The sequence below is a fragment of the Erythrobacter sp. genome (assembly GCF_023653175.1).
Classification (GTDB): Bacteria; Pseudomonadota; Alphaproteobacteria; order Sphingomonadales; family Sphingomonadaceae; genus Erythrobacter.
Window position 1 is genome coordinate 1 of sequence record NZ_JAMNXL010000091.1, and the last position, 14537, is coordinate 14537.

The window sequence follows — 14537 nt, forward strand, 5'->3', positions numbered from 1 at the left end:
CCTTGGCGATCTCCAGCGCTTCCTCGAACAATCCGTGATCGATCCCGAGCACCACGTCCGAATACATCTGGACGAAGCGGCGGTAGCTGTCCCAGGCAAAGCGCGCATCGCCGCTCGAGGCTGCCAGCCCCGCCACGGTCGCATCGTTCAGCCCGAGGTTGAGCACCGTGTCCATCATCCCCGGCATCGACACCCGTGCGCCCGAGCGGACCGAGACCAGCAGCGGGTCCGCAGCATCGCCGAAGTTCTTGCCGACAGCCGCTTCGACATGGGCGAGCGCCGCGGCGACCGCACCGCGCAAGCTGTCGGAGAAGTCCGCTCCATCCCTCAGATAGGCAACGCATTCCTCGGCAGTGATGGTGAAGCCCGGGGGAACAGGGAGGCCGATGCTCGCCATCTCGGCGAGGTTCGCGCCCTTGCCCCCGGTGACGGTCTTGTCCTTCTGGCGCGGATCGGAGTGGTCGGCGGAGCCTCCGAAAACATAGACCGTCTTCAATGTCATGTCTGTTCCTGCGCTTATGTTGGGAAGGTGACAAAGATTACAGTGTGTCACCCTGAAAATTGCTAATAATCACCTGTAATTAAAGGTATTTTACGAAAGTGACGGACAGGGTGAACGGGCCTTGTTTCACCCCTCGATCCGGCTGAAATCTGCTACCCGGTGCACCGCATCGCGGAAACGCGCGAGCAGGGCAAGCCGCGCGGCGCGCTTCTCCGCTTGGGCGTCGTTGACGGTCACCTCTTCAAAGAACCGGTCGATGGGTGCGCGCAAGGTGGCGAGCGCAGCCATGGCATCGGCGAACTTTTCGGCCTCCACCGCCGCGGCAGCGCGGGGGGCGGCGGCATCGAGCGCGTCGATCAGCGCCTTTTCCGCCTCTTCGGGCGTGTAGGAAAGCGCTGAGTTATCGCGCGCTTCCTCGGCGAGGATATCGCCCACATCGGGATCGTCGACCATCGCCAGCGGGTCTTCCTCGCCGGTGTCGGGGATCGTGTCGTTGCCTTCCTTGAGGCTGGCGAGCACCTGCGGATCGGGCGTGCCGGCGGGGCCCTCGTAGCCTTCCTTCTTGAGGATATTGGCCGCGCGCTTGTAGCCTGCGAGGAGGTTGGTGCCGTCCTCGGTGGTGACGAAGGCCTGGAGCGCATGGACGCGGGCGAGCAGGCGGACGAGATCGTCCTCACCGCCGAGCGAGAAGACCGCGTCGATCAGGTCGTGGCGCACGCCGGCTTCGCGTTGCTGGACTTTGAGGCGGTCAAGGAAGAAGGCAACAACCGGCGCAGGATCGATTGTCGTCGCAATGCTCGTCGCGATCTGGTGCCAAGGCATGGCACTGAACGACCAGTTGTCGACCTTGCCGTCCACCTGACGGTAGCTGACGAGGTCGCTCTTTGCGGCAAAGCCAAGATGGGGTTTCAAATGCCCGACATGCGACAGCAGCATCGGGCCCGTTGTGCCCGATTGCAGCCGCCGGATCTCGTTCACTATGTCCACGAACACGGCATAAGACCAAGCGCAGGTGATCATGCCCTTCAGTGATACGCGCAAGTCGTTTTCGAGGATCAGCCGAATGACACCGAGGGCGGCGCGCCGCAGGGCAAACGGATCCTTCGAGCCGGTCGGCGCTTCATCGATCGCGAAAAAACACGCAATCGTGTCCAGCTTGTCCGCCAGGCTGACCGCGACGGCGAGAGGAGCCTTGGGAGCATCGTCGCCCTGTCCGACCGGCTTGTAGTGATCGCGGATCGCCTCGGCTACCTCGGCAGGCAGGCCTTCTTTTGCAGCATAGTAACCGCCCATCAGGCCCTGCAATTCGGGAAACTCGCCGACCATCTCGGTGACGAGATCGGCCTTGGCGAGGCGCGCGGCCTGCTCGGCCAGCGCGGGGTCGCCCGCAAGTATATCCTCCTCTTCGCACAGGCTGCGCGCCATAATTGCCACCCGCTCGACCTTGTCGGCAACCGTGCCGAGCTTCTCGTGGAAGGTGATGCGCGCCAGTTTCTTGGCGTGTTCCGCGAGCGGGGTCTTCTGGTCCTGCTCCCAGAAGAACCGCGCGTCGCTGAGGCGCGCGGCGAGGACCTTGCGGTTGCCGTCGACCACCACGGCCGGGTCAAGCGGATCAATATTCGCGGTGCACACGAAGGCGTTGGCGAGTTGGCCCTGCGCATCCTCGCATACGAAGTACTTCTGGTTCACCCGCGCGGTGAGCTGGATGACTTCGGGCGGCACGTCGAGGAAGGCTTCGTCGAAGCGGCCCAGCAGCGGGACCGGCCATTCGGTGAGACCCGCGTTCTCGATCACCAGACCTTCGTCGGCGACCAGCGTCAGGCCAGCGTCAGCCGCTGCCTTGGCTGCGCCTTCGCGGATGATCGCGGCGCGCTTCTCATGGTCAACGATTACCTTCTCTGCAGCCAGTATTGAGAGATAATGCGCTTTATTTGCGTGATGCAGAGCAATCGGTCCGCTCGAATGGAAGCGGTGCCCATAAGTCTCGCGGCCAACTGGAATACCGGGCACATCACATTCGAGCACATCGCCATCGAGTAGTGCGACAATGCCAGACAACGGGCGTACCCAACGCAAGCTATCTGTGCTGATTGACGCCTCGCCCCAGCGCATCGACTTGGGCCAGCTGAATTCGCGAACAAGCGTTTCCACAGCTTCTTGAAGAACGCGGGAGATTGGGCGTCCAGCAGCCAAGCGCTTTAAAAAGTAGACCCCGTTACGCTCTTCAAGTTCTTCTCGATTGGCGAGGTAGCGCCCCAAGAATCCGTTAATCGCTTGATCAGGTGCGCCAACCCGAGGCCCCTTCACCTCGACTGAGGTTGCATCGGTTTCCGACGGAAGGCCCCGAGCGATCAATGCCAAACGACGAGGAGTTGACCAGATTGTCAAATCCTCTGAGCTAATCCCGTCAGCATCCATTTGCTTCCGGAACAGCTTCTCCAGTTCCGCGCGCGCACCCGCCTGCATCCGGGCAGGGATTTCCTCGCAGCGCAGTTCGAGCAGGAAGTCGGCCATCAGACGAGACTCCACCCGGGGTATTTCGCCTGCCATTCGGGGCTCATCTTCTCGGCATAGGCCTCGCAGGACGAGCGCGCCAAGTCGCGCACACGGCCCATGTAGCTGGCGCGTTCCTGCACCGAGATCACGCCGCGCGCCTGCAGCAGGTTGAAGACGTGGCTCGCCTCGACCGCCTGTTCGTAGGCGGCGATGGGGACGCCAGCGGACAGGGCGTTGCGGCACTCGGCCTCGGCCTTGGCGAAGAGGTCGAAGAGCGCGTCGGTGTTCGCGACCTCGAAGTTCCACTTTGACATCTGCTTCTCGTTCTCGAGAAACACCTCGCCATAGGAAACGCCCGAGGAATTGAACGCCAGATCATAGACGTTGTCGACGCCCTGGATGTACATCGCGAGGCGCTCGAGCCCGTAGGTCAGCTCGCCCGCGACCGGCTTGCAATCGAAGCCGCCCATCTGCTGGAAATAGGTGAACTGGGTGACTTCCATCCCGTCGCACCACACTTCCCAGCCCAGGCCCCATGCGCCGAGCGTCGGGCTTTCCCAGTCGTCCTCGACAAAGCGGATGTCGTGCGCCAGCGGATCGATGCCGATCGCGGCGAGGCTCTTGAGATAGAGCTCCTGGATGTCGCTCGGCGAGGGCTTCAGGATCACCTGATACTGGTAGTAGTGCTGCAGCCGGTTGGGGTTCTCGCCATAGCGCCCGTCGGTCGGGCGGCGGCAGGGCTGGACGAAGGCAGCGTTCCACGGCTCGGGGCCAAGCGCGCGCAAGGTGGTGGCGGTGTGGAAGGTGCCCGCGCCCATGCGCATGTCATAGGGCTGGAGGATGACGCATCCGGCCTCAGCACTCCAGAAATCGTGAAGCGTCAGGATCATGTCCTGAAACGAGCGCGCAGGGTCGCGCGGCGGGGGTGTGAAAAGCGGGGCGGCACTCATGGCGGCTCGCCATGGCCGAACGCCCCGCAAGCGTCAATGCCGCACCGCAGCATGCGCCCGCGAAAGCCCCGCCTGCCGTGCGATTGCCCTCGGCAGAAGGGGTATCTTCCGGCTTACGAAGTCATGCAGATACGACACAAAGTAAGGTCATCTTGACATAGTCAGCGAATCACGACATATAGTCAGTACAACCTGACATTCAGTCGGGTTGCCCTGACGGAGAATTCTGATGACCAACCTGCAAGAAAGAGTCTGCGTGAAGCAGTGGCAGCTGTTTGCCATGCTCGGCATGAGCGGCTTTGCGATCGGCAACATCCTCGCCAAGCTGACCGGCGCGCTGGGCTTCTGAGCCGTGAAGAACCGCCTCAAGGTGCTGCGCGCCGAGCGTGACTGGAGCCAGGCGGAACTCGCCGGGCGGCTCGATGTCTCGCGCCAGGCGGTCAATGCCATCGAGACCGGCAAGCACGACCCCTCCCTCCCCCTCGCTTTCCGCATCGCGCGGCTGTTCGACATGAAGATCGAGGAGATTTTCGATGATGAAGTCTGACGACATCGAAGCCGATCAGGACACCGCTTCAACCGGACGCCAGATCCTGGCGCAGATGCTGGTCTATATCGGCGTGAGCTGCGTGGGCGGCGGGCTGGCGGCGGGCGTGGCGATCGGGCTCGAGAAGGGCGTCGATCTTACGCTGGTGCTGGTGGCAGGCGGCTTCACGCTCGCCGGGATCGCCGCCGCCGCGGGCGGGATCAAGATCGGCGACTTCGATCCGCCCAGCTTGAAGTCCAAGGCGGGCCGATCGCAACTGTTCATGCTCGGCTCGATCGGCGTCGGGTTGGTCAGCGCGATGTACCTGATCATCACCGGCGCGATAGACCGGATCATCGACGGCACCTTCACGCCATCACCGGGCGAGGCGCTGGTCGGCGTCCTGATGTTGGCTACAGGGCTGGTGGCCGGCCTGTTCTGGCAGCGCGAGATGGACGAGCACGAATTGGAGGCGGTCAAGACCGGCGCCTACTGGGGCTTGTCGGCCTATTTCTACGGCTACCCCGCCTGGTGGCTGACCGCGGCAGCGGGGCTTGTTCCCGGCGTCGATGACGGCGCGCTGTTCTTCGCGGTGGTGGCGGTGTTCCTCGCCGTCTGGTTCGTGAAGCGCGCGGGCTAGACATGTTTCCCCTTGCACAAAGGACGACGGCGACCATGACCGACACGCAATCCCCAGGCGAGGCCCGCACCTGCCAGCGCCAGCGGCGCCAGATGCTCTACATCGGTCTTGCCGCGTTGATCGGCGGCGCGATCGGCGTCTCGACCGGCTTCTTCGATCAGGGCGACGGCAGCCTGTTTGCCGGCAACTTCGCGCAGCTGAAACTGCCCCCGATGCTCGCGCTCGGTCTGGTGGCCTCGCTGATCGGCGGCTTCATCGTGCTGCCCCTGTGGGGCTTCCGCATGATCGACGATTACAAGCGAGAGCACAATTTCATCGGCTTCACCGGCGGCTGCCTGTCGGTGCTGGCCGGCTATCCGGTCTGGGCGGTGCTCTACGCCGGTGGCTTCGTGCCCCCGCCCCATGCCTTCGGGATCTTCGTGATCGCCTACATCTCGATGATCGCCTCCTTCCTTTATGCCCGCTGGCGGCTCTGACTGTTTACCCCGTCGCGCCAGCACCCTTGTTTGCCTGAAGTAACTCCATCACAATCAACACCAACCGAAAGGAACCACTGCCATGAAACTCTCTGCCCTGCTTGCCATGACCGCCGCCCCCTTTGCCCTCCTCGCGGCGAACCCCGCGCTGGCGCAGGACCATGCGGGCCACGCCGAGCCTGCCGCCGCCACCGCGGCTGCCACCACCGCCACCGCCCCCAAGGGCCCGGCGCTGTGGAAGGTCGCCGACGAGGACACCACCATCTACCTGTTCGGCACCGTCCACGTGCTGCCCCAGGGGATGGACTGGTATGATACCACCATCGCCACCGCGCTCGAGGGCTCGGACATCCTCGTCACCGAGATCCCGATGGACCCCACCAGCGAAGCCGCGATGCAGCAGCTTGCCATGCAGAAGGGTGCGCTGCCGGCCGGTACCACGCTGCGCTCGCTGCTGAACGATGAGCAGAAGACCGCCTACACCGCCGCGCTCACCCAGCTCGGCAGCAAGATCGAAGCCGCGCAGCTTGCCCAGGCCCCGGCCGAAGCCCGCGCCCAGTACGAGGACGCCAAGGCCAAGGGCCTGGTGCCCAATCCGGGCGAGATGCTTGCGGGCCAGTTCGACGGGCTGAAGCCGTGGATGGTCGGGCTGACCATGTCGATCCTCCCGCTCACCCTTGAAGGCTATGATCCCAACAGCGGCGTCGAGAAGGTGCTGCTGGGCAAGGTCGGCGACAAGGAGAAGGGCGCGCTCGAGACCGCAGAGTTCCAGCTCGGCATCTTCGACGGCATGTCGCAGGACGCGCAGATCGCCTTCCTGATGGAAGCGGCGGGCAGCCTCGACAAGACCAAGCCGATGCTCGACCGCATGGTCACCGAGTGGGCCGAAGGCGATCCCGAGGCGCTTGCTGCGGTGATGAACGAGAGCATGGACGACCCCGCGGTCGCCGATGCGCTGCTCTTCAGCCGCAACCGCAACTGGGCCGCATGGATCGACACCCGCCTCGACACGCCCGGCACCGTGTTCATCGCGGTGGGGGCAGGCCACCTTGCCGGCGCCAAGAGCGTGCAGGATTACCTTGCCCAGAAGGGCATCAAGGTGAGCCGCGTCAAGTAATGACGCAAGGCTTCGGGGCGATGGTCTTGCGGTGCGCCGCGGGGATCATCGCCCCCCTCCTCCTCCTTCTGGCTGCCGGGTGCAGCAATGCGTCCGATAGCCCTGCAGCCGATGCGGCCCCGCCCGCTCCGCTGTTCTACGAAATCGCTTCGGCCGATGGATCGGTGGAGGGCTGGATGGTCGGCACCATCCATGCCCTCCCCGCTTTTGTGCCTTGGCGCACGCCCGCCATCGACACCGCCGTCACGAATGCCGACCTGCTGGTGGTCGAGATCGCCGCGCTGGGTGATGGCACGACGATTGCCCGGACCTTCGCCGGCCTCGCCACCTCCCCCGGCCTGCCGCCGCTTGAAGACCGTCTTCCCCCCGACCTGCGCCCCCGCCTTGCTGCTCTGCTGGCGCGCGGCAATTTCGCTGCCGGGGAGTTTGCCGCCACCGAGACCTGGGCTGCCGCGCTCACCCTTGCCCGCATCGATGCGACCGGCGATCCGGCCCATGGCGTCGACCGCGCGCTGATCGCCGAGTTCAAGGGCCGCCGGGTGCGCGAGCTCGAGGGCGCCCGCGCGCAGCTCGCCATTTTCGACCGCCTGCCCGAGGCGCAGCAGCGCGCCATGCTCGCCGCGGTGGTCAAGGACAGCGCGGCGGTCGCCAGGGATCCTGAACGTCTCCAGCGCGCGTGGCTTGCGGGCGATGCCGCGATCATCGAGGCCGCGACCCGCGAGGGCGTACTGGCCGATCCGGCGGTGCGCGAGGCGCTGCTGACCGCGCGCAACCGCCGCTGGGCCGCAGCGCTTGGCTCCCTGCTTGCCGAGGCCCCGCGCCCGCTGATCGCGGTCGGCACCGCGCATCTCGTCGGGCGCGAGGGGCTTGCCGCGCTGCTGGAAGCACGCGGCTACCGGATCCGGCGCATCCCCTAAACCGGTTGCGTTTCGGGCAATCTCTCTCTAAGGGCCCGCGCTTCGGTGCTTCCGGTCATCCCTGGAGGCGGTCGCACCGTGTGATACTATCTATCAAACACGCATTCGAAAGGCATACGTATGAGCGAGACTCTTACCCTGCCGGCCGAAGCGCGCGAACGGGCTGGCAAGGGAGCCTCCCGAGCACTTCGCCGCGAAGGTCGGACCCCTGCTGTCATTTATGGCGGCAAGGAAGAACCCACCATGATCCACGTCGAGCAGAAGGAACTGGTGAAGCAACTCGGCACCGGGCACTTCATGAACTCGATCGTCATCATCGAGATCGGTGGCCAGACCGTCCGCACCCTGCCCAAGGATGTCGCCTTCCACCCGGTGACCGACCGTCCGACCCATGTCGACTTCCTGCGCCTGACCGGCGACAGCTTGGTCGAGGTGTCGGTGCCGGTGGTGTTCGTCAACGAGGAAGCCTCGCCCGGCCTCAAGAAGGGCGGCGTGCTCAACATCGTGCGTCACGAGCTTGAACTGCTGTGCCCCAATGCCGACATCCCTGAGGAAATCCAGGTCGATGTCACCGGCAAGGAAATCGGGGATTCGATCCACATCAGCGACGTGACCCTGCCCAAGGGCGTGACCAGCGTGATCACCGACCGCGATTTCACCATCGCCACCGTGATCGCCCCGTCGGGCCTCAAGAGCAGCGAAGGCGAAGCCGCTTCCGAGTAAGCGCGCGCCTGTAATGGCTTTGCGAACGCCGGGCTTCCTTCGCGGGAAGTCCGGCGTTTCGTTTTTTGCGAGGGAACGATAGGGAACACGTCATGCAGATCTGGGTCGGCCTCGGAAATCCCGGACCGCGCTATGCGCTCCACCGGCACAATGTCGGCTTCATGGCCGTGGATGTGATCGCCGACATGCATGACTTCGGCCCCGTCCAGAAGAAGTTCAGCGGATGGGCACAGGAGGGGCGGATCGGCACGCAGAAAGTGCTGCTTTTGAAGCCCGCAACCTTCATGAACGAAAGCGGCCGAAGCGTCGGCGAGGCGCTGCGCTTCTACAAGCTGGGCACGCAGGCGCTCACCGTGTTCCACGACGAGCTCGATCTTGCCCCCTTCAAGGTCAAGGTGAAGCAGGGCGGCGGGCATGCGGGGCACAACGGGCTGCGCTCGATCGACCAGCATCTCGGCCCTGACTTCCGCCGCATCCGGCTCGGCATCGGCCACCCGGGGCACAAGGACCGGGTCAACGGCCACGTCCTCGGCAATTTCGCCAAGGCGGAAGAGGACGATCTTGCCGCCATGCTCGGCGCGATCGGCGCGGAAGCGGAATGGCTCGCCAAGGGTGATGACGTGCGCTTCATGAATGATGTGGCGCTCAGGCAGCAGGGCTAGGCAAACGGCATGCGCCGCGTCATCGTCATCGGGCCCTGTGGGTCGGGCAAGAGCACGCTGGCCCGCGACCTCGCCCCGCGCCTTGGCCTGCCGCTCGTCCACATGGACCAGCTCGGCTGGAACGCCGGGTGGGTCGAAACCGACGACGCCGAACTCGCTGCCCGGCTCGCTGCGGCCGTCGCGCAGGAGACGTGGCTGATCGAGGGCAATTACGGGAGCCTCCTCGCCCCTCGGCTCGAGCGGGCGGATACGGTGATCTACCTCGACTTCCCGGTCCGTCTGTGCCTGTGGCGGCTGGTGCGGCGGATCGCCACCCATCGCGGCCGCTCGCGCCCCGACATGCCCGAAGGCTGTCCCGAGCGCTTCGATGCGGCCTTCTTCTGGTACGTGCTGAACTGGAACTCGGGCCCCCGCCTGCGCACCGAGGCGAAGCTGGCGGGCTACACCGGCACGCTGGTGCGGCTCCGGAGCCCCGCCGCGCTAGCCGAATGGCGCCGCCTGAACAAGCTCGCCTGAATCCGCGCCCTGCGAGGCTCTAGCCATCCGCAACCCTCCCCGCTAAGGGCGGCGCTTTCCCAATAGCCAAGGCACAACACAATATGGGTTTCCGTTGCGGGATCGTCGGCCTGCCCAACGTGGGCAAGTCCACTCTGTTCAATGCGCTGACCGAGACACAGGCGGCGCAGGCGGCGAACTATCCCTTCTGCACCATCGAGCCCAATGTCGGCCAGGTCGCCGTGCCCGACGAGCGGCTGCAGAAGATCGCCGCGATCGGCAAGAGCGCGAAAATCATCGAGACGCAATTAGGCTTCGTCGACATCGCGGGCCTCGTGAAGGGTGCAAGCAAGGGCGAGGGCCTCGGTAACCAGTTCCTCGGCAATATCCGCGAGGTCGACGCGATCGTCCACGTGCTGCGCTGCTTCGAGGATGACGACATCCAGCACGTCGCCAACAAGGTCGATCCCATTGCCGACGCTGAAGTGGTCGAGACCGAGCTGATGCTGTCTGACCTCGAAAGCCTCGAAAAGCGCGTGCCCGCTGCCGCCAAGCGCGGCGCAGCGGGCGACAAGGAGGCCAAGGCGATGGCGAGCGTGCTCGGCCAAGCGCTCGAACTGCTGCGCGAGGGCAAGCCCGCGCGCCTCACCGTCCCCGGCGACGAGGAGGAAGCGCGCCTGTTCAAGCAGGCCCAGCTGCTCACCGCCAAGCCCGTCCTTTACGTTTGCAACGTCGCCGAGGAAGATGCGGCGGAGGGCAATGACCTGTCCGCCAAGGTCTTCGCCAAGGCGGCGGCCGAGGGCGCACAGGCGGTGGTCGTCTCGGCTGCGATCGAGGCCGAGCTGGTAACGATGCCGCTGGAGGACCGCGGCGAATTCCTCGAAGCCCTCGGCCTCACCGAAAGCGGCCTCGCCCGGGTGATCCGCGCCGGGTACAAGCTGCTCGGCCTCAAGACCTTCTTCACCGTCGGCCCCAAGGAAGCACGCGCCTGGACATTTCACGACGGCGCCAGAGCCCCGCAAGCGGCAGGAGAAATCCACACCGACTTCGAACGCGGCTTCATCCGCGCCGAGACCATCGCCTATGATGATTATGTCGCGCTCGGCGGCGAGGCGGGCGCGAAGGAAGCCGGCAAGCTGCGGCAGGAAGGCAAGGAATATGTGGTGCAGGACGGCGACATCCTGCTCTTCAAGTTCAACGTCTGATCGACTGCCCCCGCGGGGCGTGCCGAAGACGCGTCGGGCGGCTTGCCTTGGCGGAACAGTGATAGGCTGCGCGCTGTAAACCCCTTGCAACATGCAAAGGGGGAACAACCTGCCATGGCCGACCTGTCTGCCAACCTCATGCCGCTCGTCCGTATCGGCTTTCTCTCGCGCGCAGTGCTTTACATCCTGCTGGGTCTGATCGCGCTAACCGGTGCACAGAGCGTCGCCGAGGGCACGGATGGCATCTTCCGCACGATCGAGACCGCGCCGCTCGGCAAGGTCATGCTGGGCATTCTGGCGGTGGGGCTTGCGGCCTATGGCCTGTTCCGTTTCGCTTCTCTCGTCTTCGATATCGAGCGCAACGGCTCGGACGGGAAAGGTTGGGCCAAGCGCGTCGGCCACGGATCAAGCGCGGCGGGGCACTTTCTGCTGGCGTGGACCGCGGTCAGCTTCCTCAGCGGGAGCGGGAGCGGGGGCGACGGCACCTCTGCGGCGACCGCTGGCGTGCTGTCGGCCGAGTTCGGCGGAGTTGCAATCGGCTTGATAGGACTCGCATTCTGCGCTGCGGCCATCGCTCAGGCTATCAAGGGGTTCTCGGGCAGTTTCATGCAACGCATCGCGCATGATGCGCCGCGTGCCACCCGCGCCGTCGGCGGGGTCGGATACGGCGCGCGCGCGGTGGTGTTCCTTGTCATCGGATGGTCGCTGGTCGAGGCGGGCTTTCTGTCGCGCGGAGCGGACAATGTGAAGACCCTCGGCGAAGCGGTGGCAGCGCTGGCAGAGACGGGTTGGCTGTTCACGCTGGTCGCGATCGGTCTTGTCCTGTTCGGCCTTTTCAGCGCGGTGTTGGCGCGTTGGCGGATCATCCCCGAGCTTTCCGCGAGCGGCCGCGCGCGAGCCTGACGCATCGGGTGCTGCTGGAGCAAAGGGTACTCGCCTTTGTCACCTGCTGGCGCTAGTCGCATCGCCATGCGCTACATCCTGCTCGTCCTCGCCCTGCTGTTCGTCCCTGCCGGGCTTGCCGCCAGAGAGACAACCCGCCCGGTCACCGTGCTGGTCGGTATCGACGGCTTCCGCTCCGATTATCTGGAGCGCGGGGTCACCCCCCGCCTCGCCGCGCTGGCGAACGCGGGCGCCACGGGTGCGATGCGGCCGAGCTTCCCCACCAAGACCTTCCCCAACCACTTCGCGCTCGTCACCGGCTACCGGCCCGACCGCAACGGGATCGTCGGCAATGCTATGATTGACCCGCGCCGCCCGGGCGTGGTGTTCAGCCTCGGCAATGCGGCGCAGGCGCTCGACCCCTTCTGGTGGGGCGAGGCCGAGCCGGTCTGGATTACTGCCGAAAAGGCGGGCTTGCGCACCGCGACGATGTTCTGGCCGGGCAGCGAAGTGGCAATCGGCGGTCGCCGCCCGTCCGACTGGATGCGCTTCGACCAGAACGTCGCGAACGTGCAGCGGGTCAACACCCTGCTCGACTGGCTGCGCCGTCCGCCAAGTATCCGCCCCGCCTTCGCGACAGTCTATTTCGACACGGTCGACACCGCCGGCCACCGCTTCGGCCCCGATAGCGCCGAAGTGAACGCCGCGCTGGCCGAGGTCGACGCGCGCGTGGGCGAGATGGTCGATGGTGCGGCGAAGCTCGGCGTGGCTATCAACTGGGTGATCGTCGCCGACCACGGCATGCGGCAGACCGACGAGGCACGCGTGATCCAGCTCGACACGCTGATCGACCGCGCCAGCATGGTCGTGGTCGAAGCCGGGCCCTATGCCGCGATCGAGCCTGCCGCGGGCACCGACGAGCGCGTCGCCAAGGCGCTGCTGGTGCCCCACGAACATATGACCTGCACGCGCAAGGAAGACCTGCCCGAGCGGCTGCATTACGGGAAGAACCCCCGCGTCGCGGCGATCATCTGCATCGCCGAAGCAGGCTGGACGATCCTCTCGGGTCCCTCGCCCTACCCCGTGACCGGCGGCGCCCACGGCTACGACAATGCCGACCCCGAGATGCTGGCGCTGTTCATTGCCAGCGGGCCTGCCTTTGCGCGGGGCGAGACGCTCCCGGTGTTCGACAACGTCGCGGTCGCCGCGCTGCTGCGCGCGGTGCTGGGGTTGCCGGAGGATGCCGACGCCGATGGGAAGCTGGCGGATGTGAAGGCGGCGCTGCGGCACTAGCGCGACGCGCTTTACTCCCTGCCCGGGTCCTCCGACTTGGCGAGGCTGAAGCCGCCCTGCCCTTCGGCCTCCGCATCCGCGCCAGCCTCGGGGCCGGTTTCGTCGTAGCCGGGGTCTTCGTAGACCTCCTCTTCTTGCCTCCGACCGAACAAGCGGCCCTTGAAGGCCTGCCACAGCCCCCCGAACAGCAGCGCGACGCCGACGAGGATCGGCTTCAAAAACTTCACGAGGAACACCCCGATCGTGCCGAACAGGCCGAGCTTCTTGGCCACGGCAACGCCTGCGCCCGCAGCGATCAGCCCGCCGATGCCGTATTCGGCGGCCGCGTCAGTGGCCGGGTCGAAGTCGCCATAGCGCGCGCCCGCATCGAAATTGGCATGCTGAGCGAACTGCTTGGCCGCGACACGAACCTCGCCGAGCTTGTCCATGCTCGAGATCAGGTTGAGGCTGAGCACGCCGTAGCGCCCCAACGTGCGCACGTCGTAGTTGAGGCCGTTCTTGTCGGAATCGCTGAAGCGCAGGTTCTGCGCCCAGACCACCGAGTGGGTCGCCTTGTCATAGGTCGGGCTCTCGGCCCAGCCCACCAGCGCGATTGTGGGATAACCGGCCTCGGCGCGCGCGGTGTTGGCTTCGTTGGTGCCCTCCTGCATCGCGGTCAGCAGCTCGTCGTAATCGGTGGTGGCGGCGTCTTCATCGGAGACATAGCCGGTCTTCTCGAAACTCACGACCGCGCCCCAGGCATCGCTCGCAGGCGTGCTGCCCTTGGGCATCACCAGCCCGAGCACGCCCTCGGCGGCCTGGGGCGGGTTGCCCCACAGCTGGACGAGGATCTTGGCCGCGTCCTCCTTGCCGTAGAAGATGTATTCCTCGCCAAGGTCGAGCGTCGCGCGCGCTTCGGGCAGGCCGACCTTGCCGTTGACGGGGTTGAGGCTGTCGAGAAGCTTGACGACCTCGGGCGGCAATTCGCCTTCGGCAGGTGCTTGCGCGGCGATGGGCACGGCGAAAAACGCGGCAAGAACCGCGAGCAAGGCTGCAACAAAACGCATGAACGACCCCCTGGCTGAACACGGGGCAGCTTAGCCGGGAGGATGCATTTGCCAAGCGCATTCTGGCACTTCTGCGCCTTGCGCGTATGACGCTCAGTGGCGGCCGAACAGCTTCTCGACGTCTTCCATGCTGAGCTTAACCCAGGTCGGGCGCCCGTGGTTGCACTGGCCCGAGCGCGGCGTCACTTCCATTTCCCGAAGGAGCGCGTTCATCTCGGCAACGCTCAGCGTGCGCCCGGCGCGCACCGATCCGTGGCAGGCCATGGTCGCGAGCACCAGTTCGAGCCGTTCCGCCAGCAGCAGCGCGCCGCTGTCCTCCTGGCGGCCGTGCTTGGCAATGTCGTCGGCAAGGTCGCGCAGCAGGGCGAAGCTGTCGGCCTTGGGGAGCGCCGCGGGGAGCGCGCGCACGAGCATCGCGGCAGGCCCGAAGCGCTCGATCACGAGCCCGAAGCGCGCGAGGCCTTCGGCGGCGTCTTCCAGCCGGTCGCAATCGACCTCGTCCAGCTCGACCACATCGGGGACGAGCAGGGCCTGGCTGCGGCGGTTGGCGGCGTCTGCTCCGGCGGCGCGCAGGCGTTCGAGCACGAGGCGTTCATGCGCGGCGTGC

General features: G+C 65.7%; 15 protein-coding genes and 1 pseudogene. 11 read left to right on the forward strand and 5 right to left on the reverse strand.

Features of this window, described 5'->3' with window-relative positions:
* The 3 genes from NBV68_RS11125 to NBV68_RS11135 all read right to left on the reverse strand — a co-directional run.
* Positions 1-502: PEP/pyruvate-binding domain-containing protein (locus tag NBV68_RS11125; protein WP_296309873.1), on the reverse strand; the 502-nt coding region annotated here is incomplete at its 3' end.
* 126 nt (positions 503-628) lie between these two features.
* A complete protein-coding gene (gene glyS / locus NBV68_RS11130) occupies positions 629-3016 on the reverse strand; it encodes a glycine--tRNA ligase subunit beta (protein WP_296309897.1) in 2388 nt (795 codons plus the stop codon).
* Positions 3016-3948, reverse strand: coding sequence for a glycine--tRNA ligase subunit alpha (locus NBV68_RS11135; RefSeq protein ID WP_296309874.1), 933 nt, complete (start codon positions 3946-3948; stop codon positions 3016-3018). Before NBV68_RS11135 ends, glyS begins: the two co-directional genes overlap by 1 nt.
* A gap of 352 nt (positions 3949-4300) precedes the next feature.
* Here NBV68_RS11135 and NBV68_RS11140 point away from each other — a divergent pair, with 352 nt between their 5' ends.
* From NBV68_RS11140 to NBV68_RS11190, 11 genes are all read left to right on the forward strand, one after another.
* Positions 4301-4495, forward strand: coding sequence for a helix-turn-helix transcriptional regulator (locus tag NBV68_RS11140; RefSeq protein ID WP_296309876.1), 195 nt, complete (start codon positions 4301-4303; stop codon positions 4493-4495).
* The gene (locus NBV68_RS11145; RefSeq protein ID WP_296309878.1) at positions 4482-5114 is read left to right on the forward strand and encodes a hypothetical protein; all 633 of its coding nucleotides are present in this window, start codon (positions 4482-4484) and stop codon (positions 5112-5114) included. Before NBV68_RS11140 ends, NBV68_RS11145 begins: the two co-directional genes overlap by 14 nt.
* A gap of 35 nt (positions 5115-5149) precedes the next feature.
* Complete coding sequence (locus tag NBV68_RS11150) at positions 5150-5590, forward strand: hypothetical protein (RefSeq protein WP_296309880.1); 441 nt, start codon at positions 5150-5152, stop codon at positions 5588-5590.
* 82 nt (positions 5591-5672) lie between these two features.
* Complete coding sequence (locus tag NBV68_RS11155; protein WP_296309881.1) at positions 5673-6707, forward strand: TraB/GumN family protein; 1035 nt, start codon at positions 5673-5675, stop codon at positions 6705-6707.
* Positions 6707-7624 carry a TraB/GumN family protein gene (locus NBV68_RS11160; RefSeq protein WP_296309883.1) on the forward strand — a complete coding sequence of 306 codons (918 nt, stop codon included), beginning with the start codon at positions 6707-6709 and terminating at the stop codon, positions 7622-7624. Before NBV68_RS11155 ends, NBV68_RS11160 begins: the two co-directional genes overlap by 1 nt.
* 120 nt (positions 7625-7744) lie before the next feature.
* The gene (locus tag NBV68_RS11165; protein WP_296309885.1) at positions 7745-8347 is read left to right on the forward strand and encodes a 50S ribosomal protein L25/general stress protein Ctc; all 603 of its coding nucleotides are present in this window, start codon (positions 7745-7747) and stop codon (positions 8345-8347) included.
* Positions 8348-8439: 92 nt separating this feature from the next.
* Positions 8440-9009: an aminoacyl-tRNA hydrolase gene (gene pth, locus NBV68_RS11170; RefSeq protein ID WP_296309886.1), complete on the forward strand. Its 570-nt coding sequence runs from the start codon at positions 8440-8442 to the stop codon at positions 9007-9009.
* A gap of 9 nt (positions 9010-9018) precedes the next feature.
* Entirely contained in the window at positions 9019-9525 is a 507-nt protein-coding gene (locus NBV68_RS11175) for a topology modulation protein (RefSeq protein ID WP_296309888.1), read from the forward strand.
* Positions 9526-9608: 83 nt separating this feature from the next.
* The gene (gene ychF, locus NBV68_RS11180; RefSeq protein ID WP_296309890.1) at positions 9609-10709 is read left to right on the forward strand and encodes a redox-regulated ATPase YchF; all 1101 of its coding nucleotides are present in this window, start codon (positions 9609-9611) and stop codon (positions 10707-10709) included.
* A 114-nt stretch (positions 10710-10823) separates the two neighbouring features.
* The gene (locus NBV68_RS11185; RefSeq protein ID WP_296309892.1) at positions 10824-11612 is read left to right on the forward strand and encodes a DUF1206 domain-containing protein; all 789 of its coding nucleotides are present in this window, start codon (positions 10824-10826) and stop codon (positions 11610-11612) included.
* Positions 11613-11678: 66 nt separating this feature from the next.
* The gene (locus tag NBV68_RS11190) at positions 11679-12884 is read left to right on the forward strand and encodes an ectonucleotide pyrophosphatase/phosphodiesterase (RefSeq protein WP_296309894.1); all 1206 of its coding nucleotides are present in this window, start codon (positions 11679-11681) and stop codon (positions 12882-12884) included.
* Between the two features lie 11 nt (positions 12885-12895).
* Here the strand turns inward: NBV68_RS11190 and NBV68_RS11195 are convergent, their stop codons facing one another.
* Together NBV68_RS11195 and NBV68_RS11200 are read right to left on the reverse strand one after the other, a co-directional pair.
* Positions 12896-13930, reverse strand: coding sequence for a DUF2167 domain-containing protein (locus NBV68_RS11195; RefSeq protein WP_296309896.1), 1035 nt, complete (start codon positions 13928-13930; stop codon positions 12896-12898).
* A 93-nt stretch (positions 13931-14023) separates the two neighbouring features.
* A pseudogene (locus NBV68_RS11200) lies at positions 14024-14537 on the reverse strand (DNA mismatch repair protein MutL); the annotation flags it as partial.